Here is a 21,868-nt window from a genome sequence, read left to right as displayed (position 1 = left end):
ACGGCCGGTATTGAGTTGTCGTGCGCGAAGCACTGAGCACAGCCTACCGAGTTTGTGTTTCGGTTTCGTGTTCTGTTTCGTCCGGATCAGGATCGATCAGGTCTTTGCGGTACGCGCCGGTTCTGTAGGCAACGCGTGCAACCATCTGCGCCGCCACGGGGGCGGTCAGGAGCTGGATCGTCGCGACGAGCAGCAGCATTCCGGTCGCTGCCGGGTCCTGCAGGGAAAGCCCAAGACCGGCGGTGACGAGCACGAGTCCGAGTGTTTGTGGCTTCGTCGCTGCGTGCATCCGGTTGAGTACGTCGGCAAGTCTGACGAGCCCGAGTGCTCCGACGAAGCACAGCGCGGCTCCGAGCAGGATGAAGATCGCACCAATCCATTGCATGATGTCGTCGAATGTCATGGACGACCCCCTTCATGCTTCGATTCGGCCTTCGGATTCGGCGGGTTCACGGACGCCTTCTGACGAGCGGCGACGAATCGCGCAATCGAGACCGTTCCGGCGAATGCGAGCAGCGCGAGTACCAGGATCACGGGGATCGTGTAGCCGTGACGATTGATTGCCGCCTCGATGGAAAGCGAGGCCGCCATCGTTGCAAGGAGGACGTCGGCAGCGACCACTCGGTCGAGCGCACTCGGTCCGCGCACCATTCGCGCGATCGTCATCGCTGCGGCTGCAGCGAGCAGCCCTCCGGCGAGGAAGAAGACAATAATCACACGCCCACCGCCTCTGCGCTCGAACGTGCTTTGTGTTCACGGCGCTGCTCTTTCGTGCCGATCGCCCGGATGACCATGGACTCGGTCCGACGCACGTTGCGCTTCGCCGCTCGAATGTCGTCGGGCCCACGCACGCCGAACACATGGACGAGCATTTCGCCGTCCTCGAAGTCGACGACGATCGACCCTGGAATCAGGGAAACGAGCTCTGCGGTCATCGTGGTCAACACTTCAGAATCAGTGCAGGGCCGAACGCGAACGATCGCGTTTCTTGAATGACGCCAGAAGGCGACCACCTGGTAGGCGACGGTCACACTCGCGACGACAAGGCCACCGAGGGTCCAGAAGCCCAAGTGGATGAGTCCGAGAATATTGACGCTCCGCAGTTCCGGAATGACCGGCAGCGGGAAGATGATCTGCACGAACGCACCGATGATGACGCCGAAGACCACGCTCCCGAGTGAGTAGTCGCCCCAGAGGAAGACCCACACGATCGTGAGCACGAGGGTGGTTCTCCACGAGAAGGAGTACCCGTGTTTCTTACCGATCACGGCAGCACCTCCTGAAGGACGGCCTCAATGTACGTGTCCGAGCGAAGGTTCATGGCAGCCTCTGCCGTGAACTCTGCGAGCGGACCAGCGATCACCGTGATTGCGCACGTGACGAGGACGAGCACTCCTGCGGTCACCACCCATCCGGCCGGCAGGCGACCCTTCTTCGGGGTGACCTCTGCCGGCAGCGGCCGCCAGAACGCGCGGTTCCAGATCTTCGCCATAGCGAGCAGAGTGAGCAGGCTGGTCACGACGCTTCCGATGACGAGCATGACTGCGAGCGGCGATCCGACCTGGAATCCGGCATCGATGAGCGCGACCTTGCCGATGAATCCGGAGAACGGCGGAATGCCGGCCATGTTCATCGCCGGGACGAAGAACAGGATCGCAAGGATCGGCACTGCCGAGAGCCCTCCGAGTTCGTTGAGCGAGGTGGAGCCTCCTCGACGCTCGATCAGCCCCACGACGAGGAACAACGCGGTCTGGATCAGGATGTGGTGCACGACGTAGAAGATCGCGCCGGCGTATCCGGCATCGGTTGCGAGCGCGATACCGAAGATCATGTACCCGATATGGCTCACGAGCGTGAACGAGAGCATTCGTTTGATCTCGCTCTGCGCGAGCGCCCCGAGGATTCCGACCACCATCGTCAAGAGCGCTGCCCACATCAGGATCGCCTCGAGGTGGCTGTTCGGGAAGAACAGGGTCTGCACTCGGATGATCGAGTACACACCAACCTTCGTGAGGAGTCCGGCGAATACCGCAGTCACACTCGCAGGAGCGGTCGGATACGAGTCCGGAAGCCACGAGGACAACGGGAAGATCGCAGCCTTGATCGCGAAAACCGTGATCATGAGCAGCTGGATCGCGAGCTGGAGACCCGGGTCGAGGTCGGCGAAGCGCTCGGCGAGGTCGACGTAGTTCACGCTCCCGACCGCCGCGTAGATGATCGCGAGTGCGGTCAAGAACAGCAACGAGGAGACGAGGCTGACAACGATGTAGGTCGAGCCCGCTCGAACCCGCTCTCTCGTTCCGCCGAGCGTCAGCAAGACGTACGACGCGAAGAGCAGGATTTCGAACGAGACGAAAAGGTTGAAGAGGTCGCCTGCCAAGAACGCGTTCGACACACCGGCCGAGAGAATCAGGTAGGTCGGGTGGAAGATCGTGACGGGCGATCGATCAGTTCCCTCGTCGACGTCTTGTCGCATCGCGAAGACGAGGACGGTGATCGTCACGATGCTCGAAACCAGCACCATGAGCGCTGAGAGCCGGTCTGCGACGAGCAGGATTCCGAGTGCATCAGGCCAGGACCCGAGCCACAAGACAAGGGGTCCGTTCTGCGAGACGACCCCGAGCATGATCGCCGCAGTGACGAGCACCGCGAACAGGGTGATGCCAGAAACGATGCGCTGAACGCGCGGGCGACGAGCGAAGAAGAGCGTGAAGCCGGCACCGATCAGTGGCAGCAGGACGGGCAGGGGAACAATGTTGCTGATGTCAATCGTCATTGCTCCTCCTTCCCTCTCGGCACACCTGAATTGGCTTCGACTACGGCGTCTTCGGCTTCTTTCCCTTCGCCCTCTTCGATATCGACCTTGCGGCTCACGACGGGAATCGAGCCCGTGCTGAGCCCGCCCTCCTCGGTGTCGGCCGGCGTCGAATCGTTGTCATCGCCGGAGTCATCGAAGGATTCGCTTGCGAGGTCTGCTTCAGCGCGACGACGAATGATCGCGTCTTCGACGTCGTCCGGGACCTCGTCGTGACCATCGAGCTGGACTGAGCGATAGGACAGCGCGAGCATGAAGGCGCTGACTGCGAGCGTGATGACGATCGCGGTCAGCATCATCGCCTGCGGCAAGGGGTCGGACATTGTCTCCTGCGAGTCACCGTTGATGATCGGCGCTCCCCCGGGCTGGCCCGAAGCCGCAACGAACAACACGTTGATTCCGTTACTCGCGATCACGATGCCGGCGAGGATTCTCATGATGGAGCGTTCGAGGATCAGGAAGAACCCGCAGCTCACCAAGACGGCCCCAACGATGACGAGGGTCAAACTCACGGTCATTTGCGACCCCCTGCAGGCTCGACGCGGTCGGAGAGACCGTGCGGTGTTGGAGCGTTCTGGTCTTTGGCGTGCTGGTCGATTCCCGAGCCGAGACTGCGAACGAAGTCGAGCATGGCTCCGACCACGATCAGGTACACGCCGATGTCGAAGAACACGGTCGTGACCAGGTGCATGTCGCCAAGGCCGAACACGCTGAACCCGATGTCGTAGCTCTCACCGATTCGACCACCGATGAAGACCGGGAAGATCAATCCGATCGCAGAGAGCACGACTCCGGAGCCGAGCAGACGACCGGCATCGAACGGCGCCGCCTCTGCCAGCTCATCTCGGCCACCGGCCAAGTAGCGCATCGTCAACGCAATTCCTGCGACGAGTCCGCCGGCAAAACCACCGCCGGGCAGGTTGTGCCCCGCGAAGAGCAGATAGAGCGAAACGAGGATCATCACCGGGAACAGCAGGCGCGTCATGATCTCGAGGACGGGAGCACGGCGCGAATCTTCCATGCCGGTCACGCCGCGCAGGAAGGAGGCTCGACGCACGTCACCGGGTGAGGGACGTCCACGCTTTCCGTCGAGCGCTCCGCGAGGGCTCGAGTTTCTCGTGCGGATGAAGATCAGGCTCGCGACGCCGGTTGCAGCGACGATGAGCACGGAGACCTCACCCATGGTGTCCCAGGCGCGGATGTCAACGAGCGTGATGTTCACGATGTTGTTGCCGTAGCCGAAGTCGTACGCGTGATTCTCGAAGTTCGAGCCGACGGGATCAGCGGTGCGCGCGTTCCCCGCGACCAGGATCATGAGCGAGAGGAAGATTCCGACGGCTGCGGCGAGGATCGCGCGCACCCATCGAGTCGAACGCAGTGGACGGTTCGTGAAGTACGACGGCAGACGACGCAGCACGAGCACCAAGAGCACCAGGAACACGGTTTCCGCGAGGACCTGGGTCAGCGCGAGGTCTGGTGCACCGTGCAGCAGGAACAGGATCGCTACGCCGTACCCGACTACACCCAGCAGCATGAAGGTGCGAAGACGGCCGCGCGAGTTCGCCGCGAAGATCGCTGCAATACAGATCGCGATCGCGACTGCGAGCTGACCGATCGAGTCGTATGGGCGGATATCGAAGTCGAATGCGCCACTGATGGCGAGCGCCGAGCCCGGCAGCAGCAGCACGGTGAGCATGATCGCCGTGACATGCAATGGCAGGGAACCCGTTTGGGTGCGCCCGGTCAGTTCGACCGCAAGTCGGTCGATTCCGCGGAGGCCGACCTGGAAGATGCGCGCTGCCGACACCACACCCTCGACGGGCTTCCGACGGCCTCGTCCGAGCATGACGAAGACGACGATTCCAGCGACGATCGCGATGACCGATCCGAGTAGTGCAAGGGTGAAGCCGTGCCACAGGCTCAAGTGTTCCGGAGCCTCGCCCGCGGGCTGCGCATTCGCAGCAGGCGCAAAGACAGTGTCGAGGAACGAACCGGAGAATCCGCCGACGATCACCGCAACGGCGAGGATCGAAGGGAACACGATCATGACCGGTGACTGCTTCTTCACCGCGGCTTGGCCTCGGGTTCCGAAGAAGGTTCCGACCACGAATCGGAGGCTGTACGCGACGGTCAGTGCGCTTCCGAGCACGATCCCGCCGAAGGCGAGCGAACCGAGCCATTCGGGTGAGGCATCGCCGAGACGGAAGAGGTCAGCAGCTTTGAGCGCGAGCTCTTTCGCGACGAAGGTCGAGGTCGGCGGCAATGCGGCCATCGCCGATGCCGCGACGATCGCGATGACTCCAACGAGCGGGAGCTCCTTGAAGAGACCGCCGAGTTCGCGCAGGTCTCGGGTTCCCGTCGAGCGGTCGACGATACCGACGACCATGAACAGCGCCGCTTTGAACACCGCATGCGAGACGAGGAGCGCGAACCCCGCGACGATCGCGGTCTTCGTGCCGAGCGAGAACACGGCGATCAGCAGACCGAGCTGGCTGACGGTGCCGTGAGCGAGGAGCAGCTTGATGTCGAGCTGTTTCATTGCTCGATATCCGCCGAGAATCATGGTCGCGAGACCGAGCACGAGGAGCGTCGGTCGCCAGTATGGCAATTCTGCGAAGCCCGGGGAGAGCGCTGCGACCAGGAAGACACCAGCCTTCACCATCGCTGCCGCGTGCAGGTACGCCGAGACAGGAGTTGGTGCGGCCATCGCGCCGGGGAGCCAGAAGTGGAACGGAACGAGTGCTGATTTGGAGATCGCCCCGACCAAGACGAGCGCGATGGCAATCTGAGCGACAACGCCCTGCGGAGCGAGTTCGACCAGGCCAGCGAGCGAGCGAGTGCCGTACTCGGCGCCGATCATCAGGATTCCAGTGAGCATCGAGAGCCCACCGAGTGTCGTCACGATCAGTGCCGTGTGCGCAGCTTTTCGGTTCGCGCTCGAGCGGTGGTTCAGCCCGACGAGCAAGTACGAAAAGATCGTGGTTGCTTCCCAGAAGACGTACATGACCACGAGGTCGTCACTGAGGACGAGCCCGAGCATGCTCCCGGCGAAGGCGGTCAAGAGACCAACCGTTCGCGGAGCGAGCGTTTCTGAAGTGAAGTACCAGGAGCAGTACGCAAAGATCAGCGAGCCGACACCGGTGACAACCATCGCGAGCACCCACTGCGCAACACCGAGGCGGAAGTCGAGCGCGATGTCGAAAGCCGGCATCCATTCGATTCGTTCAGCGATAACGCCGCCGGCCCACACCTGAGGACCGAGCGATGCGAACCACACCGCGGCAATCAGGGATGAAGCGGCAGGGAGGAGGAAGATCCAGCGTCCGACTCGCCCACTCAGCGCTGCAGAGAGCACCGCAATGACTGCGGAGAGAGCAACGGCTGCGAGCACAGGCGGCCTTTCGGTCGTGTGTGACGTGAGACGGTCAGAAGGGGGTGATAGAAGTCCAGCCTACCGGCCGAACGGGTGCGCTTTGAACGCTTTGCGGCTAGGATCGCTCGCTCTGCCGAGTCTGGATCGGCCCGAGTGCAGCGAATGCGACCTCTTCCGACACTGATTCCCCGCCCTTTTTCGTGAAGAATGCTCGGCCGTCCGGGCTCAGTCGCCACACGATCATGAGCACTACGCCGAGGACGAACAGGCCGATCGCAATGACGAGCGGCGCACCCACTCCGAACACTGAGGTTCCCGTGTATGAGTTCTCGGGATTCGCCTGTTCGATCGCCGCCTGCACGAGCAGCCAGAGCAGGACCACGCTTCCGACGATCGGGCCGAGCCCGACGAGCAGGAACGCTTTCACGCTTCGCCGCAATTCGCGTCGCCAATAGATTGCGCAGGCGATTCCGGTGAGCGCGTAATAGAACGCGACCACGATCGAGAGCGCGGTCAGGGAGTCGAACAGGAAGTTATCGCTGATGATGCTCGCGCCGACGTACCAAGCGATGGCCACGATTCCGATGATCCAGGTCCCGATCGCGGGCGTCTCGAACTTCGGGTGCACCTTGCCCCAATACTTCGGGAACGCACCGGAGACCGCCATCGACAGCGAGGTCCGCGAGGCGGGGAGGATCGTGGTCTGGGTGGAGGCGAGTCCGCTCGTGATGATCGAGAGCACGAGCACGAATCCGAATGGCCCCATGACCTGCCGAGCTACCGCTCCGAAGAGCCCCGCGTCGTCGTCGAAGGATTCGATCGTGGCGAGTCCAGCGGTGCCGATGATGGCGACCGCGGTTGCAACGTACGTCACCACGAGGACGACGGTGCTGATGACGCCGGCGGCTCCTGGCGCGCTCTCGGAGTTTTCGGACTCCTCAGTGAGATTCACCGCGGACTCCCACCCCCAATAGATGAAGACGCCGAGCAGCATGCCGGAGATCAGCGCGCTCGGCTCGACCCCGATCGGGTTGAGCCAGTCGAAGGAGAATTGCGGGGCGTCGTCGGCAACGTTTCCGGTCATCATCGCAACGATCGCGAATCCGACGAACAACAGGACCGCACCGACTTGGGCGAGCACCATGACGCGCTGCACCATGGCACTCGCTTCGGTACCGATCACGCAGATCCAGGTCATGATCACAATGATCAAGACCGCGAAGATGACCACCGCCGGCCGACTATCGCGAAGGGCCTCAAGCCCGAGGAGATCAAAGATGTAATAGGCGGAGACGTCGGCCTGGGCACCGATGACCAGGATGCCGGTCGTGAAAATAGCCCAGCCGCCCATCCAACCGACCCACGGCCCCATTGCCCGGGTGACCCAGGAGAACGTCGTACCGCAGTCTTGATCCGCGCGGTTCATGTAATAGAACGCGCCAGCGATCAAGAACATCGGAATAAAGGAGACCAGGAGCACCGCCGGCGCCTTCGTACCGACGAGCACCACCATCGAGCCGAGCACTGCAGCGAGCGAGTAGGCGGGGGCGGTCGAGTCGAGCCCGATCGCGAGGCCGTCCCAGAATCCGATCGCGTTCGACTTCAAGCCTTTAGAGTTGGCTGGCTTTGCGACCTCGTGCGTTTCGCTCATGCTGTTCCGATCGTGCTCGATGAGAGTGAGCGCTCGAACTCAACGAAATCATTCAGCAGAGCCTCTTGCTCAGATTTCACTACTGATTTCGTCGCTTTGTCTAGTGTTTTCGGCGAAATCGTTCATCACGATCTGGTCGGCCAGCAGAATTCTGCAATTCGGGCGGCCGCTTACGCGGATTGCCCGCGTCCGATCGCGCCGGCGATCCGCTGCTCGAGATCTTCGCTCGCAGCTCGAGGCACGACGATGAGCCCATCGAGCGCTTTCCGCGCCTGACGGTAGGCCGATTGCCGTTCAGCGGCGCTGCCTGCCTCGTCGGAGGCCATCGCAATGAGTTTGCGCGCCTGCTCGAGCTTGATGCGTTCCTCGTGCGAGAAATCGCGTTGACGACGCCGCTGCGCTTCAGCTTCGGCGATATCGAAGGCGAGGGCATAGGCATTCACGGCTTCGCGATAGTCCGCATAGTGGTTCGGGTCCTGCAATTGCTCAACGGAATCGGGCCGAACCGCGTCTGCATGACGCTTTGCACGATGGAAATCAATGGTGAGCTGCTCACGCATATCGCTCATCAGTGGGAAGTCGATGAGCTTGGCCACATCGAGCTCGTATTCGAGCCAGCGTTGATTCACTCGGTCGTGTTCGTCGAGAATCCGCTGCGCAAAATTCGGCGCCGGGGCCGAGGCTCGTTGCGGAATCTGCGGCGCGGGTGCGAACTGCTGCTGCTCGAGCGACTGCCCGCTCTGTGCACGAATTCGGAGTTCTTCGAGTTTGTACCGGTCTTTTCGTCGGCGCTCGAAATAGGCGGAGATCGCACCGAAACCGCCGATAAAGAGGCCCGAGAAGGGGAATACCAGCCACCAGTAATTCCCGAGAAAGTCGAAGAAAGTCACGAGACCGAGCCTAGTGAACGAATCCGAACCAGCGTAGGGAGAACGACAACGGCACCCGAGACGGACACCATTGTCCTACTCACCCGGCCGCCTACGATGCAGGCTGGCTCTGCTCCACGTCGGCCTCGGTGAAGGGCTCCATGAAGAAGATCTCGAGAATGTGACCGTCCGGGTCGCGAAACCGCGCCTGGTACATGAAGTCGTCTTCCTTCGGCCGACTATCGATCGTGCCACCGGCGGCTTCGACCTTCGACAACATCGCGTCGACCTCGTCGATACTTTCCAGCAGCATCGCGAGCGTGCCTTCGCGGTGCTCAGTCGTGATCGTGGTGCCGTCGTCGAAGAACCCTGCGAAGTAGTCTTTCGTGAGGAGCATGACGCCGACCCCTTCACTCAGAACAACCGCATTCGCGTTCGTCCCGTCGGAGTACAAGGGATTGCGCTGGAATCCGAGGGATTCATAAAAATTCGTCGCGATTTCAAGGTCATTGACCGCGAAATTCGGGAAGACCATTTGCACTGCCATGATCACTACCTCCATTGCCTGTGAACACCGCTCACGTTAGGCCTGTCGGGCACTACAGTCAAGAGAATGAAACGCGAAGGATTGTTCCACGGTGATCTTCGTCGTGCCCTCGCGCTTGCTGGCGTCGAGTTCGCCAAACAGGGCGGCCCCGAGGCCATCACCGTTCGAGCTGCAACTCGGGTCGCAGGCGTTGCTCCAAGCGCCGCGTACCGCCACTTCGAGAACCGCGATGAGCTCGTGCTGGCAGTCGCCCAGGTCGCGCAGACCGAGGTCGCGAATCGCATGGCAGCGCTCAGGGACACTCTGCTGCAATCGCTCGATACGAACGCATCCGCGGCAGATCGCGCGCAGACCTTGCTCTACGCCGTCGGTCGCGCCTATCTCGAATTCGCCTGGGACGAACCGGGACTCTTCCGTACCGCCTTCGGCACCCAGCACGACCTCATCAATTCCGCCGCGTCGACGGCGGCCGGAGCCGACGGACTCACTCCGTTTCAGCATCTCTCCGCCGCGCTCGACGCACTCCTCGAGGCGGGGGTGCTCTCGGCGCACGATCGACCGGGAGCCGAGGCGCTCGCTTGGTCGAGCGTGCACGGCTTCGCACACCTCACGATCGGCGGGCCGCTGCGAGCACTTCCACCAGAACAACGCTCAGACCTTGGAGATCGTGTGATCGCCATGGCGAGCGATGGAATTCTGCACCGCTGACTTCTGACCGTATTCCCGGGTTTCGAGGTTTCTGTCCACTTACTATGGAACCGATGAGCACTCTCACCAGCGCCTCTGGCCCACGCGCACTCAACGAACGTTCGCTCGCTCCCGACCTCGCGCGAGGGGCAATGCTGCTCTTCATCGCGCTTGCAAATGCGCCCTGGTATCTCTGGGGCAGGCAGACCGGGCTTCTCGCCGCGCACCCGAAAGACACTGAAGGCGCAGATCTCGTGGTGCAGACGATCTCGCTCATCGCGATCGACGGCCGCACCTATCCGATGTTCGCCTTCCTCTTCGGGTACGGAATCTGGCAGCTCTACAGCCGACAGCTCAGCCGCGGAGTCGACCACAAAGCAGCACGCAAGATCCTGATGCGACGCCACTGGTGGATGCTCGTCTTCGGTGGAGTCCACGCTGCTCTGCTCTGGATGGGCGACATCGTCGGCGCCTACGGCCTCGCTGGCCTCGTGCTCGTCGCGATCTTCCTTCGACGCTCGAACAAGGTGCTGATCGTTTGGGCCAGCATTATCGCGGGGTTGCTCGTCCTCGCCGCTGTGATGAGCCTCATCGGAGCATTCGCGACGGCAGCGTTCAGCGAGGATCAGATCGTTGCGCAACCAGAGCTCGGAATTGAACCGATCGCGGAACCGAACTACTTGCTCTCTGTCCTCGGGCGACTGACATTCTGGCTGCCGCTGGTCCCGCTCCAAGCCTTCCTCAGTCTCACGATTCCAGCGGCAATTCTGCTCGCATTCCTCGCTGCGCGCGCTGGAGTGCTCGAGAACCCACAGGAACACCGGAAACTCCTGACCATCGTGGCAATCGCTGGAATCTCAGTCGGCTGGCTCGGTGGCGCCGCCGTCGCCGCGCAGAATGCCGACCTCTTTGGGCTCGGTCGCGATCTCGACTGGGGCTTCCTGCAGCTCTATCACGGCACCGGGCTCGCCTGTGGTCTCGGCTACGTGGCAGCCTTCGCACTCCTCGCCGCCCGTTTGGAACGAAACGGAACCTTGGGCTGGCTGACGCGGGCAACCGCAGCAATTGGCAAACGCTCCCTGACCTTCTACCTCGCACAATCACTCGTCTTCGCTCCGGTGATGAGCGCTTGGGGCTTCGGACTCGGGAACTCACTCGGGAACGCGATGATCTGGATCTGGGCGCTCGGTGTTTGGCTGCTCAGTCTTCCTATCGCGATGTGGATGGAGCAGCGGGGTCTTCAGGGTCCAGCGGAACGACTGCTTCGGTTCTTGGTGTACCGCTCCCCCGCTCGAGCACGGCACGAACAAGGAGCCCAGCAACCAGAGCCCAAAACGCCCCGCTGATTCCGATGATGCTGAGGCCCGAAGCAGCCACGAGGAAGGTCACCGCGGCACTGATCCGGTGACGCGGATCACTCACGGCAGCAACGAGTGCGCTCGCGAAGGTACTGAGCAGGGCGAGGCCTGCGACGGTTTCGATGAGACCTTCCGGAGCTACAGAGAGCACCGCGACGAGAAGTCCCGAGCACAGGCCGAGCACGAGGTACGCGATGCCCGCCGTGATCGCCGCGATCCAACGCTTCGATCGCTCCCCCGCTTCTTCGCCTGCCGCGAGTGCCGCCGAGATCGCAGCGAGATTCATTGCATGCCCGCCGAAAATCGAGGTGAGCATCGTGCCGATTCCGCTCCCGACGATGCTCAATCGCCAAGGCACTGTGACATTCAGGCTCGAGAGCACGGCGACGCCGGCGATGTTCTGTGAAGCCATGGTCACGATGAACAGCGGAAGCGCGATTCCGATCGCTGCTTGCCAAGTCAGAGTCGGAACGGTGAATTCGAGTGTGGGGATCGCTGCCGCCAAAGGCACCGGCGTGCCTTCTGCAGTGAGCACGACCGCGATCACGATGAGCGCTGCAACGAGGGCCGCTGGAACTGCCCATCGTGCGAAGAACCGGGCGATGACGAGCCACACCGCGATCACGGGGAGCACGAGCAGCGGGATCGTCGCCAGCGCTGCGATCGGCGCGACACAGAGTTGCACAAGCACCCCGGCGAGCATTGCTTGAGCGAGGCTCGCCGGAATACGAGCGACGAACCTGCCGATTGCTGGAACCGCACCCGCGAGCACGATGAGCCCGCCAGTGATCCCGAACGCTCCAACGGCTGCCGCCCATCCGCCCTCGACGGTTCCCGTCGCAACGAGAAGCGCAGCCCCGGGAGTCGACCAGGCGAAAGTGATGGGCAATCGAGTGCGCATCGCGACGAAGAGAATGAGGATTGCGAAGCCGATCGTGATCGCGAAGAGGCCGGATGCAGCCTGCGATTCGGTTGCGCCAACCGCTCGGAGACCTTGCAGGACCACCGCGAACGATGAGGTGAAGCCGACCAGCGCGGTGACGATGCCCGCGACGATCGGTGGCTGCAATCCAGCGGATTGGCGGGGGTCACGGGTCACAGCAGTAGCGTAGTCGCCGCGACGCCAGGTCACCGGTCCACGCTTCGCACATGGACTCCCTATGAAACGACGTACGTACTGTTTATTGCATACACGAACTGTTAGTGTCGATCACAGAGCGATGGACGGCTTGTCCTCACTCTCAACACCAGCTCGCGAGCTCCCGACGGATCGGAAAATCGCATCGTCTCAACTCTCAGCCCCAGCGTCGACGAATCATCGAGGATTCGCACGACCACCCGCCGGAGCGGTCCTCTCACGAGCACCACTCAGTCTTACAGCGAGCTTTCTCGCCAAATTCGCGCGGAGGGACTCCTCGAGCGCACCCAGAAGTTCTACATCATTCTCGGTTCAGTCTTGCTGCTCGCACTCGCGGGGGCATTCGCCGGTTTCTTCCTCCTCGGCGCGAGCTGGTTCCAGCTCCTGATCGCTGCCGCGCTCGGCATCATCTTCACCCAGATTTCGTTCATCACACACGAGGCTTCGCACCGTCAGGTCTTCGAATCTGGTCCCGTCAACGATCGGATCGGCCGCTTCTTGGCAACCGCGATTGTCGGCATCAGCTACCACTGGTGGATGCACAAGCACTCGCGTCACCACGCGAACCCGAACAAGCTCGGGAAAGACCCCGACATCGAGTTCGACACCATCTCCTTCGTTGAAGAAGACGCCGCCAAGCAAAAGGGTCTGCTCGCGCTAATTACCCGCAAGCAGGGATACCTCTTCTTCCCACTGCTCACGATGGAAGGCCTGAACCTCCACTACCGTTCGGTGCGAAGCCTCCTCGTTCGTGAGCCGGTCAAGGGTCGCTGGATCGAGTTGTCATTCATCGCCGCACGCTTCGCCATCTATCTCGGCCTGATCTTCTGGATCCTGCCGCTCGGTATGGCGTTCGCGTTCCTCGGTGTGCAGATGGCCGTGTTCGGCGTGTACATGGGCGCTTCCTTTGCCCCGAACCACAAGGGAATGCCGATCATTCCAAAGGACGCGAAGCTCGACTTCCTCAGCAAGCAGGTCCTCACTTCACGCAATGTGTCGGGTGGATGGGCCGCAAGCGCCTTCATGGGCGGCCTCAATTACCAGATCGAACACCACCTTTTCCCGAACATGCCGCGCCCACACCTCGCGCGAGCACGTGAACTTGTGAGAGACTATTGTGAGCGAATGGACGTGCCGTACACGGAGACGACCATCCTTCGCTCTTACGGCATCGTTATTGCCTATCTGAACCGAGTAGGGCTCTCGGCCAGGGATCCATTTGACTGCCCTATGGTGCAGCAGTTCCGGCGAGTGTAAACGCTTCGAATCGCACATCCTCCCTACCCCTATTTTTTCCATTCGTCCGCTTCCAACTGGGAGCGGTACACCGACCTTTTTTGGTCACTGAAATATCAAGGAATACAGCAACATGACTACAGGAATTGTGAAATGGTTCAACTCTGAAAAGGGCTTTGGATTTATCGCTCCAGACGACGGCAGCGCCGACGTCTTCGCTCACTTCAGCGCAATCGATGGTTCGGGTCACCGTAACCTCGAAGAGAACCAGCACGTCGAGTTCGACACCGCTCGCGGCCAAAAGGGTCTGCAGGCTGAGAACATTCGCGTCATCGGCTAATTCGCCCTCAGCGTTTGAAAAAAGCACCATCCCGGTTTACCGGGGTGGTGCTTTTTTGCATCATTGCCCGGGCCCTCGGGGGCTGTCTTTGCAAATACTCAGGCTGCGAGATATCGGCTGCTTGTAAGGTCGATTCATGACGGACTTTCCCCCACCGACGAACCAGCCCGCCTTCCAAGCTCCCGCGCCGGCGATGACCGCGCCGCGAAAACGCGGCGCAATGTGGGTCACGATTGGAACCCTCGGCGGCCTCCTCGTCGGAGCACTCGGAGGATTCCTGATTGGCAACGTCTCCGGGAATTCGAACCAGTTGAGCGACGACCGGGCAACTGCCGATACGCAGATCGCGTGCAGCATCGTCTCCCTTCTCGAAGCGAACGGCGGCGTCACAGAAGACAACTTCGATGCTCTCGGCGCCCAGTCCTGGGAACTCTTCGCAGCGGCGCAGCTTGCAATCGCGGCCGGGCTCAGCGACGAACAGTACAGCGACTTCGAAGAACTTGGACGACAGATCCAGAGCGGACTCCAACGACTCGACTTCGTCATGGTCACCGAAGGATTCGACGGCATGGTCAGCTGGTGCAAGTAGCGGCGTGAGCGCATACGCCTCGGTAAAGGGCGCGAAAAGCGAGGATCAAACTCGTCACACATTGTTTGTGTTCTGAGACCAAAACACTCTCGAAACCTGGGACTCTGTCCCCTATCGTGGGACAAGTAGTACCCCGGCGTCGTTCTCGACTTGCAGTGCCGGTAGGGGAATTCCCACCTTCTTGCACGACGACACTTCGAGGATGCTCCGATGACCGAACCCTCCGCGACCACCCGAACCGCTCGCGCGAATCGTCGTGGACTCGGTATTCAATCGAAGCTGCTCGTCATGCTGCTCGTGGTGAGCCTGGTGTCGATTCTCGTCACGGGCATTATTGGGTACTCGAACGGCCGAGCCTCGCTGAACGCTGCTGCCTTTGAGCAGCTGACCACCATTCGTGAACTGCGCGCGAATGAGGTCGAGCAGCTGATCCGGAGCGTGCAGACCGGTGTGCAGATTGACTCCCGGACCTCTGACACGGTTGATGCATCGCTCGCCTTCAACCAAGCCTTTGCTGAACTCGACAGCGCCGGACCATACCCAGGCGAACGCGAACGGGCGCTCGAGTTCTACGAATCCACGTTCCTGCCACAGCTCGAATCCGAGACCGGCATGACGTACGACGCAGTCGGCTTAATGCCAAACAGCGAAGCGGGCGTCTATCTGCAGGCGAACTACACGGTGAACTCAGAAGATTTTGACGCCTCGATCGCCGTGACCAACGCTGGCGATGGCAGTGCTTGGTCAGCTGCTCACCAGACCTACCACCCGTATTTCCAGGGCCTCGTCGACGACCTCGGGTACGAAGACATTCTCCTGACCAACACGGCCGGGCAGGTCGTCTACACCGCCTACAAAGGCGTCGACCTCGGGCTGAACCTCTTCGACACGCCTGAGGATCAATCCTCGCTCTCGCTTGCAATATCGACGGTGTTGCGCACCAACTCCGTGGATTCGGTCGTGACGACGGACTTCGAACGGTACCGCCCCTCGCTCGATGACCCGACCGCCTGGATCGTCTCCCCGATCGGAAACCGCCAAGGACTTATCACCGGAACGATGGCGGTGCAGGTGCCCGTCGCGCAGCTGAACGACGCGCTCACTGGTGGCGAACAATGGGAAAGCCAGGGCCTCGGGACGTCCGGCGAGGTGTATCTCGTCGGTGAAGATCAGTTGATGCGCAGCGTTTCGCGATCGCTCGTCGAAAACCCAGAAGACTACGCGGAAGCCGCGATCGGCAACGGTTTGTCGTTAGAAACCGCCGAGCGGATCGTGAAGGACGACAGCACGGTGCTCCTCCAGAGCGTGAACACGCGACCCGTCGAACAGGCGCTTCGAGGCGAGAGCGGCACCGTGATTGCCACGGGATATCTCGGTGTCAGCAAATTGAGTTCGTACGCTCCGCTCCGAGTGGACGACGGCCCCAACTGGGTGATCGTCGCGAGCATGGATGAATCTGAAGCGCTCGCCCCCGTTGCCGACTTCACCCGAATCGTGCTGCTCTCTTCGGGCGCGCTCGTCTTGTTCATCGCTGTGCTTGCCCTCATGCTCGCTCGCGTGTTCACGCGACCCCTCGACCGGCTTCTTGAAGGCGTCCGTCGGGTCTCCGCTGGCGAACGCGACGTCCAGGTCGACACTCGAACCGGCGACGAGTACTCCGAAGTCGGCGCTGCCTTCAATGAACTCTCACGGAGCCTGCAAACGAAGGCCGACCTCCTTGACGAGGAGCGCGCAGAAAGCGATCGAATGCTGCTGTCGCTCATGCCCGCCGCTGTTGCTGAGCGTTACCGGCAAGGTGACGAGACGATCGCGGAAGACCACTCAGACGTCACCGTGATCTATGCGGACTTCGTGGGCTTCGACGCGTACTCGACTGGCTTGAACTCCGCTGAGTCGCTCGGCGCGCTCAATGAGATCCTGACGGGTCTCGATGAACTCGCCGCAGAACTCGGAGTGGAACGCGTGCGCACCACGAAACAGGGGTATCTCGCGAGTTGCGGCCTCAGTATTCCTCGCGTCGACAGTGCCCGCCGTGTCGTCGAATTCGCGGCTGCCGCCGAATCGCTCGTCGCGAGACTCTCTGCACAGTGGGGCACCAAGCTGTCGCTGCGCGCCGGAATCGACAGCGGCAGCGTCACCTCCGGCCTCGTGGGGCGCACCTCCGTCGTCTACGACATGTGGGGTGAGGCGGTGAACCTCGCCTACCGCTTGCAGGATTCAGTGCGTGAACCGGGTGTGCTCATGTCGCAGCGAGTCGTCGACCGACTTGGCGACATGTTCCCCGTCACAGACCTTGGCAGTGTTGAGACGAAGTCGGGTCCGCAACGGACCTGGCGCCTCGATTCGGAGCACGCTCGTGGCTGAGCCTTGGACCCAGGCGTGGTTCTGGCCCGTCGTGATCGTTGTCACGGCATTACCGATCCTGCTGATCGTTTGCACAGAAGTGATCCGTGTGCTCGACAAGCGAGGCAGTCGCGCCACGGGGATCGTCAAACTGATCAGGAACTTCGTCCTCCCGCTTGGCGCGTTGCTCTTGCTGCTGAGCCAAATCGACAACCTCGATCTCGACGTCAACTGGTCACGGATTGTCGCAACGGTCTTCGGCTTCGTTCTGATCCTCGTGGTGATCAACATGCTCAACTTCGCGCTCTTCGCGACGGCAGAGCGCGGATCGTGGCGTCAGCGCATTCCCTCGATCTTCATCGACATCATCAAGCTCGGTGTCATCGTCGTGTGCTTCGCGGTGCTCTTCCAATGGGTCTGGGGCGCTGACGTCGGTGGGCTCTTCACCGCACTCGGCGTGACGTCGATCGTCATCGGACTCGCGCTGCAGAATGCAGCGGGCTCGGTCGTCTCCGGGTTGCTGTTGCTCTTCGAACAGCCATTCAAACTCGGTGACTGGCTCGACACGGGTTCGGTGCGTGGCCGAGTGGTGGAAGTGAACTGGCGGGCGGTGCACATTGACACCGGCAATGGCACTTACATCGTGCCGACAGCATCACTGGCGGGTTCGAGCTTTACGAACCTGTCTCGAGTGACGGACTTCTACGAAGCACAAACCACGCTCACCTTCGCGAAAACTGATCCGCCGAGCGATGTCGCGACCCTCATCCGCGAAGCCGCCCGCGATCTGCCGCTGCGGCTCCCTGAGTCGCAAGTCAACGTGACGACGCTCGGTGCAGGAAGCTTCCAGGTGTCGATTGCTGTGGCACGGCCGGCCGATGAAGGGCCAACTATCGCGATGTTGCTGTCGTGGCTTTGGTTTGCGGCTCGGCGAGCGGGGCTGCACCTCGATGGAGAACTCGGCGACTCGACCTCCTCTGAAGAACGTCATGCCAGCGCGGTCACGCGAGTCGCGCAGCGACTCGGTGCAGATGCCGATGACGCCAGCACGATCGAAACACGTGGCCGCATCGAGCGTTTCGGAGCCGGGGAGGCCCTGGCACGCTCCGGCTCAACCGCGAATCGTCTCCATTTCCTTGTCGACGGCCAAGTTGCCCTCCACGCTGTTACCGACGGAAAAATGCATCAGTACCATTCGATCGCGGCTCCAGAAGTCGTGGGACTCGGCGTCTACACACGGCAGCCGGAATCCGACTCGGCACGAGCGCTGAGTGTCGTTACGACTTTCTCGCTCCCGCGCGATGTGGTCGAAACACTGATTGGGAAGAACCCGAGACTCGCAGTCGAACTCGGACGGGTCACCGACAACCGTCGCGAACTCCTTGCAAAAGAGCGGGAAAAACTCGAGTCGAGTGTGACCGGCCGACTCTTGTAAACCGTTCGCGCGATTGCCCGTGGAGACCTGCGGTCATCCTTCCTCAGGTCGCGGAGCGAATGCTTGGAGCGCGTCGATCGCATCAAACGCCTCATGATCGAGGAACACCAGCGGCTCGTGCTCCACAGACCACCGTGCGTTCGTACGATCCCTTCGGCGATCGAAGCGCTTCATTCCAAAGACGATGACGGCGTTGCGCTCCTCCGTGGCGAAGACGACGAGCCAGAACGGGCCACGCGACTCGTTCGGCAATGAGTGGAAGGTGCGCACGAAGTCGTCCGCATCGCCAGCGCTCGCTCGGAGCTCGCGCAACACCCGTGAAAGGTCAGTGTGGGCCGGCAGTGTGCGCATCGCTGCAGGGCGAAGCACTCCCCTGTCTCGCACTCGCCACCGCCTCGAGAGCTTGACGAGACCAAAGGCACCCAGGACGGTTGCGATGATCGGCACGGCCGCAAGCATGAGCAGCGTCTGCACGTTCGCATTCGGCCTGCCTGTGAACGCCTCGGCGATCGAACCAGGGTAGAGCGATACGAGCAATGCTCCCACCACGCCAACCGCCGCGAGACTTCCGAACACGACGGTGCGAAAGGGAACGAACTCTCGCGTGAAGAGATCTGGTCGCGAGGTGTACCACTGCCGCCAGGGATTCCCGGAATTCGTCTGAAACGGGACGGTTGTCGCGTGCGAGCGCTCAGGCATGGTTTTGCCTCCTTGGCATGAACTGCACTCCTTGGATCTGAGTCATGAATCGATGCTTCTCATTCGACCGCGACACCGACACGCACGTATTCGCCATGAGAACCCTCTCGAATCTGTCAACGTTCAGCGCCCGATCGAAGAGATTGAGCGTGCGATTCGCAGTCGAGGAAGTCCTGGGCAATGACTCGATCTGACAACGTTCGGTTCGAATCACGGTTCTCTTCGTTACCGTCGATTCTATGGATACGCTATTTGACTGGGACGCTCGGGCTCGGAAACTTCGCTGGATCGGAATCGGCCTGCTCATACTTGGAGCGGTGACCGTCTTTGTTAGCCCCTACCTGCAAGCGAACTTCGGATTCGGCCCCGACGCGCAACGCTCGCTCACGCTCATCGCGGCAGCGCAGGCGCTCGTTCTGTACGTCGGAACTCCGATCGGCGCGACGTTCTTCGCGATCTCGTTTCTCCGTTTTCCCTCGCAGGGTCCGATCGTTCGCGAGACCGATGACCTCATGAATCAGTACATCGACGTCGAGCCGAGTGTTCGGGACGAAGAGCGGGTAGAACGCTAGAGCACACCGGATCGCGGTGCTGGTCCAGCTGCGGACCTCGCGTCAGCCGTACTGCGCAGTGAACATGAGACCGAAATACGCACCGAGCAGGAAGTTCCACAGCGGCACGGCGAGAACCCCGAGACCCACAACGAAAGCGATCGCAGCGAACGGCGGAATCGACCGATCAACTCGACGTGACGCAACACTCAACCCGACGGCCGCGCAGCCGAGCAGAAACGGCACCATCGGAACCGACCAGAAGACGACGAGAGCAAGCACTCCCGCGGCAGCAGCGATGACCGCAAGCGCCCCGAGCCTTACTGCTCTCGATCGACTTGCTTGCTCTTTGCCATACCGCGAGGCGTAGCTGCCTGCCGCTGCGTTCACTTCGCTTACGCTCGACTCGTTCGCGTTCATGTTCGTGTTCTTCGAATCCATCGTGTTGATGCGCCCAATCATGATGCAGCTGATCGTCCAATGGTTTTGCACGAGCAACGGTCTTGGACCAGCGTAGGGAGGATCTCCCCGTCCGAACGAGGTTGATCGCAAACCGTGAGATTCACTCGACTCGGACGAGCGTTCCTTGCTTGGCTGTCGTCGAAAGCAAGCGATCGGCTCGCTCACGATGCAAACGCCACTTTTCGGTGTCCATGTTGTCGAGAAGAGCGACGACCATGTTTGCTCTCGGGTTCGACGCAAACACTGTCCGATGCTCGTCGATGAACGCCCAGTACAAGGCATCCCAGTCTGCAACCCATTCGCCCTTGGGAAGGTCAGACATGGTGCGCAAGTAGTTGCTCCCCGAGACGTACGGCTTCGTGGTTGCTGTGTCGCCGGCGGCGAATTGGCTCATCGCGTAGACGTTCGGCACCATCACCCAGTCGTAGGCATCGACGAACATCTCCATGAACCACTCGTAGACGCGGTCGGGGTGAACCCGAAGGAGCGACATCGCGTTCCCGAGCACCATGAGTCGTTCAATGTGGTGCGCGTACCCGGTCGCGAGCACGCGCGAGATGACGAGATCGACGGGTGCAAGACCGGTGTCGGCCTCCCACCAGCCTGGGCCGAGCGCATTCCTATGGTTCAGCACATTTGAGGTTCGGACGCTGCGGCCCTGCGTTCGATAGGTCGCTCGCATGTATTCACGCCAGCCGATGACCTGGCGCACGAACCCTTCGACTGAAGCAATCGAGGTGTCCTCGCGGGCGCCATCGAGCACGGCCTCGACGATTTCGCGCGGGTTCAGGAGACCGATGTTGAGCGGAGGGGTCAGGAGCCCGTGGTTGATGAAGGGGTGCTCCTGCGAGATCGCATCCTCGTAGGGGCCGAAGTCGCCCAGCCGTTCACGAACGAATTCAGCGAGGTGCTCCCGCGCCTCCTCGGTATTCGTCGGCCAGGCGAACAACATCGGATCTCCCGGCGCGTCAGGAAATTCGCGCTGCACCCATTCGATTGCCTGCGCAACCTCGCTCGGCTGCTCCGCGGTTTCCCGACGATGCCTCGCTTCGTCAGCGTCATCGCGGGTTTCGTGTTCCTCGTCGACGAGCGAATCGAAGTCGAGCATCCCTGTTTGCTGCGTCACCGGGTGCTTGTGAAAGCGATGCACGGCCGGTGGCTCATACCCTCGCGGGAGCTTCTTGCGGTTGTCTGCGTCGAACGACCAGCGCCCGCCGCGCGGGGCTCCGTTCTCGACGAGAATTCCGAGGCGTTGTCGCTGCCAAATATAGAAATCGTGCATTCGGGCGTCGTTCTGCGCGAACCACTCGTCGATCTGCTGTCGCGTGGTCACAAAGTTCGGACTTTCGAGCACCTCGACGGAAGCAGAAGTTGCCGTTTCCCCGGCAGTGTTCACGCCCGCGACGTCGAGGACGCATTGGATGTCTCGTTCCAGCCAGTCGTCGACGACATCGAACCAGGTGATTTGCTCGGGACGACGTTGTCGCAGGATTGTCAGGAGTTGCTCGTGCGAGGCGCGTTCCGCACTGCTGTGCAAATACTCGGTCTCGAAGCCCCGTTCTTGCAGTTTGCTCGCGAAGCGCGTTATCGATGCGCGATGCAACACCAACTTGTGCGAGTGAAAGGCGTACTGCCGAAAGAACAGGTCGTGCTCGACGAGCACGAACACGGTGCCCTTCGGCGCCTTGAACTGCTCGGCGAAGAGTTGATGCGGAAACACGAGCCGCAGGTGCAGTCCCCGGGTCATTCGCTCGGCCCGGGTCGCTCGATCGACG

General features: G+C 61.4%; 20 protein-coding genes and 1 pseudogene. 8 read left to right on the top strand and 13 right to left on the bottom strand.

Features of this window, described 5'->3' with window-relative positions:
* Window positions 1-43 precede the first annotated feature (43 nt).
* The 9 genes from mnhG to U2H20_RS00255 all read right to left on the bottom strand — a co-directional run bounded on the left by mnhG (window position 44) and on the right by U2H20_RS00255 (window position 9,255).
* A complete protein-coding gene (gene mnhG / locus U2H20_RS00295; protein WP_430592538.1) occupies window positions 44-403 on the bottom strand; it encodes a monovalent cation/H(+) antiporter subunit G in 360 nt (119 codons plus the stop codon).
* Window positions 400-717, bottom strand: a complete 318-nt coding sequence (locus tag U2H20_RS00290) for a monovalent cation/H+ antiporter complex subunit F (RefSeq protein ID WP_430592537.1) — start codon at window positions 715-717, stop codon at window positions 400-402. The genes mnhG and U2H20_RS00290 overlap by 4 nt, the downstream gene beginning before the upstream one ends.
* Entirely contained in the window at window positions 714-1,268 is a 555-nt protein-coding gene (locus tag U2H20_RS00285; protein WP_430592536.1) for a Na+/H+ antiporter subunit E, read from the bottom strand. The genes U2H20_RS00290 and U2H20_RS00285 overlap by 4 nt, the downstream gene beginning before the upstream one ends.
* Window positions 1,265-2,776 (bottom strand): Na+/H+ antiporter subunit D, encoded by a 1,512-nt coding sequence (locus U2H20_RS00280; protein ID WP_430592535.1) that lies wholly within the window; start codon window positions 2,774-2,776, stop codon window positions 1,265-1,267. Before U2H20_RS00280 ends, U2H20_RS00285 begins: the two co-directional genes overlap by 4 nt.
* Window positions 2,773-3,333, bottom strand: a complete 561-nt coding sequence (locus tag U2H20_RS00275) for a Na(+)/H(+) antiporter subunit C (protein WP_430592534.1) — start codon at window positions 3,331-3,333, stop codon at window positions 2,773-2,775. Before U2H20_RS00275 ends, U2H20_RS00280 begins: the two co-directional genes overlap by 4 nt.
* The gene (locus tag U2H20_RS00270; protein ID WP_430592533.1) at window positions 3,330-6,206 is read right to left on the bottom strand and encodes a Na+/H+ antiporter subunit A; all 2,877 of its coding nucleotides are present in this window, start codon (window positions 6,204-6,206) and stop codon (window positions 3,330-3,332) included. The genes U2H20_RS00275 and U2H20_RS00270 overlap by 4 nt, the downstream gene beginning before the upstream one ends.
* Window positions 6,207-6,303: 97 nt before the next feature.
* Window positions 6,304-7,839 (bottom strand): APC family permease, encoded by a 1,536-nt coding sequence (locus U2H20_RS00265; protein ID WP_430592532.1) that lies wholly within the window; start codon window positions 7,837-7,839, stop codon window positions 6,304-6,306.
* 170 nt (window positions 7,840-8,009) lie between these two features.
* Window positions 8,010-8,729, bottom strand: coding sequence for a hypothetical protein (locus U2H20_RS00260; RefSeq protein WP_430592531.1), 720 nt, complete (start codon window positions 8,727-8,729; stop codon window positions 8,010-8,012).
* A gap of 91 nt (window positions 8,730-8,820) precedes the next feature.
* The gene (locus U2H20_RS00255; RefSeq protein ID WP_430592530.1) at window positions 8,821-9,255 is read right to left on the bottom strand and encodes a VOC family protein; all 435 of its coding nucleotides are present in this window, start codon (window positions 9,253-9,255) and stop codon (window positions 8,821-8,823) included.
* A gap of 66 nt (window positions 9,256-9,321) precedes the next feature.
* On the opposite strand from U2H20_RS00255, the gene U2H20_RS00250 reads away from it, so the two are divergent.
* Entirely contained in the window at window positions 9,322-9,963 is a 642-nt protein-coding gene (locus U2H20_RS00250) for a TetR/AcrR family transcriptional regulator (RefSeq protein ID WP_430592529.1), read from the top strand.
* Window positions 9,964-10,007: 44 nt separating this feature from the next.
* A pseudogene (locus tag U2H20_RS00245) lies at window positions 10,008-11,165 on the top strand (DUF418 domain-containing protein); the annotation flags it as partial.
* Here the strand turns inward: U2H20_RS00245 and U2H20_RS00240 are convergent.
* Window positions 11,152-12,399, bottom strand: coding sequence for a benzoate/H(+) symporter BenE family transporter (locus tag U2H20_RS00240; RefSeq protein ID WP_430592528.1), 1,248 nt, complete (start codon window positions 12,397-12,399; stop codon window positions 11,152-11,154). The pseudogene U2H20_RS00245 and the gene U2H20_RS00240 sit on opposite strands and share 14 nt — an antisense overlap.
* Window positions 12,400-12,624: 225 nt before the next feature.
* Between U2H20_RS00240 and U2H20_RS00235 the strand changes: the two genes are divergently transcribed.
* From U2H20_RS00235 to U2H20_RS00215, 5 genes are all read left to right on the top strand, one after another.
* Window positions 12,625-13,695: a fatty acid desaturase family protein gene (locus U2H20_RS00235; RefSeq protein ID WP_430593641.1), complete on the top strand. Its 1,071-nt coding sequence runs from the start codon at window positions 12,625-12,627 to the stop codon at window positions 13,693-13,695.
* 112 nt (window positions 13,696-13,807) lie between these two features.
* Window positions 13,808-14,014, top strand: a complete 207-nt coding sequence (locus U2H20_RS00230) for a cold-shock protein (RefSeq protein WP_430592527.1) — start codon at window positions 13,808-13,810, stop codon at window positions 14,012-14,014.
* A gap of 136 nt (window positions 14,015-14,150) precedes the next feature.
* Window positions 14,151-14,603, top strand: a complete 453-nt coding sequence (locus U2H20_RS00225) for a hypothetical protein (RefSeq protein ID WP_430592526.1) — start codon at window positions 14,151-14,153, stop codon at window positions 14,601-14,603.
* Between the two features lie 210 nt (window positions 14,604-14,813).
* Window positions 14,814-16,967 carry an adenylate/guanylate cyclase domain-containing protein gene (locus tag U2H20_RS00220; RefSeq protein WP_430592525.1) on the top strand — a complete coding sequence of 718 codons (2,154 nt, stop codon included), beginning with the start codon at window positions 14,814-14,816 and terminating at the stop codon, window positions 16,965-16,967.
* On the top strand, window positions 16,960-18,381 hold the full coding sequence (locus U2H20_RS00215) for a mechanosensitive ion channel domain-containing protein (protein WP_430592524.1): 1,422 nt from the start codon (window positions 16,960-16,962) through the stop codon (window positions 18,379-18,381). The genes U2H20_RS00220 and U2H20_RS00215 overlap by 8 nt, the downstream gene beginning before the upstream one ends.
* Before the next feature lie 33 nt (window positions 18,382-18,414).
* Here the strand turns inward: U2H20_RS00215 and U2H20_RS00210 are convergent, their stop codons facing one another.
* Window positions 18,415-19,080 carry a hypothetical protein gene (locus U2H20_RS00210; protein WP_430592523.1) on the bottom strand — a complete coding sequence of 222 codons (666 nt, stop codon included), beginning with the start codon at window positions 19,078-19,080 and terminating at the stop codon, window positions 18,415-18,417.
* A gap of 239 nt (window positions 19,081-19,319) precedes the next feature.
* Between U2H20_RS00210 and U2H20_RS00205 the strand changes: the two genes are divergently transcribed.
* A complete protein-coding gene (locus U2H20_RS00205; protein ID WP_430592522.1) occupies window positions 19,320-19,652 on the top strand; it encodes a hypothetical protein in 333 nt (110 codons plus the stop codon).
* Window positions 19,653-19,694: 42 nt separating this feature from the next.
* Here U2H20_RS00205 and U2H20_RS00200 read toward each other — a convergent pair whose 3' ends face one another.
* Both U2H20_RS00200 and U2H20_RS00195 read right to left on the bottom strand, forming a co-directional pair.
* Window positions 19,695-20,093, bottom strand: coding sequence for a hypothetical protein (locus U2H20_RS00200; RefSeq protein ID WP_430592521.1), 399 nt, complete (start codon window positions 20,091-20,093; stop codon window positions 19,695-19,697).
* A gap of 100 nt (window positions 20,094-20,193) precedes the next feature.
* Window positions 20,194-21,840 (bottom strand): cryptochrome/photolyase family protein, encoded by a 1,647-nt coding sequence (locus tag U2H20_RS00195; protein ID WP_430592520.1) that lies wholly within the window; start codon window positions 21,838-21,840, stop codon window positions 20,194-20,196.
* Window positions 21,841-21,868: the final 28 nt, after the last annotated feature.

The sequence above is a fragment of the Humidisolicoccus flavus genome (genome assembly GCF_045689595.1).
In the GTDB taxonomy this organism is placed as follows: Bacteria; Actinomycetota; Actinomycetes; order Actinomycetales; family Microbacteriaceae; genus Humidisolicoccus; species Humidisolicoccus flavus.
This window is presented reverse-complemented; position numbering and strand designations above follow the sequence as displayed.

What these genes read in the sequence shown, in the direction of transcription:
- mnhG (WP_430592538.1), bottom strand. Translation starts at nt 403, where the DNA reads ATGACATTCGACGACATCATGCAATGGATTGGTGCGATCTTCATCCTG.
- U2H20_RS00280 (WP_430592535.1), bottom strand. Translation starts at nt 2,776, where the DNA reads ATGACGATTGACATCAGCAACATTGTTCCCCTGCCCGTCCTGCTGCCA.
- U2H20_RS00275 (WP_430592534.1), bottom strand. Translation starts at nt 3,333, where the DNA reads ATGACCGTGAGTTTGACCCTCGTCATCGTTGGGGCCGTCTTGGTGAGC.
- U2H20_RS00265 (WP_430592532.1), bottom strand. Translation starts at nt 7,839, where the DNA reads ATGAGCGAAACGCACGAGGTCGCAAAGCCAGCCAACTCTAAAGGCTTG.
- U2H20_RS00255 (WP_430592530.1), bottom strand. Translation starts at nt 9,255, where the DNA reads ATGGCAGTGCAAATGGTCTTCCCGAATTTCGCGGTCAATGACCTTGAA.
- U2H20_RS00250 (WP_430592529.1), top strand. Translation starts at nt 9,322, where the DNA reads ATGAAACGCGAAGGATTGTTCCACGGTGATCTTCGTCGTGCCCTCGCG.
- U2H20_RS00230 (WP_430592527.1), top strand. Translation starts at nt 13,808, where the DNA reads ATGACTACAGGAATTGTGAAATGGTTCAACTCTGAAAAGGGCTTTGGA.
- U2H20_RS00225 (WP_430592526.1), top strand. Translation starts at nt 14,151, where the DNA reads ATGACGGACTTTCCCCCACCGACGAACCAGCCCGCCTTCCAAGCTCCC.
- U2H20_RS00220 (WP_430592525.1), top strand. Translation starts at nt 14,814, where the DNA reads ATGACCGAACCCTCCGCGACCACCCGAACCGCTCGCGCGAATCGTCGT.
- U2H20_RS00210 (WP_430592523.1), bottom strand. Translation starts at nt 19,080, where the DNA reads ATGCCTGAGCGCTCGCACGCGACAACCGTCCCGTTTCAGACGAATTCC.
- U2H20_RS00205 (WP_430592522.1), top strand. Translation starts at nt 19,320, where the DNA reads ATGGATACGCTATTTGACTGGGACGCTCGGGCTCGGAAACTTCGCTGG.
- U2H20_RS00200 (WP_430592521.1), bottom strand. Translation starts at nt 20,093, where the DNA reads ATGATTGGGCGCATCAACACGATGGATTCGAAGAACACGAACATGAAC.
- U2H20_RS00195 (WP_430592520.1), bottom strand. Translation starts at nt 21,840, where the DNA reads ATGACCCGGGGACTGCACCTGCGGCTCGTGTTTCCGCATCAACTCTTC.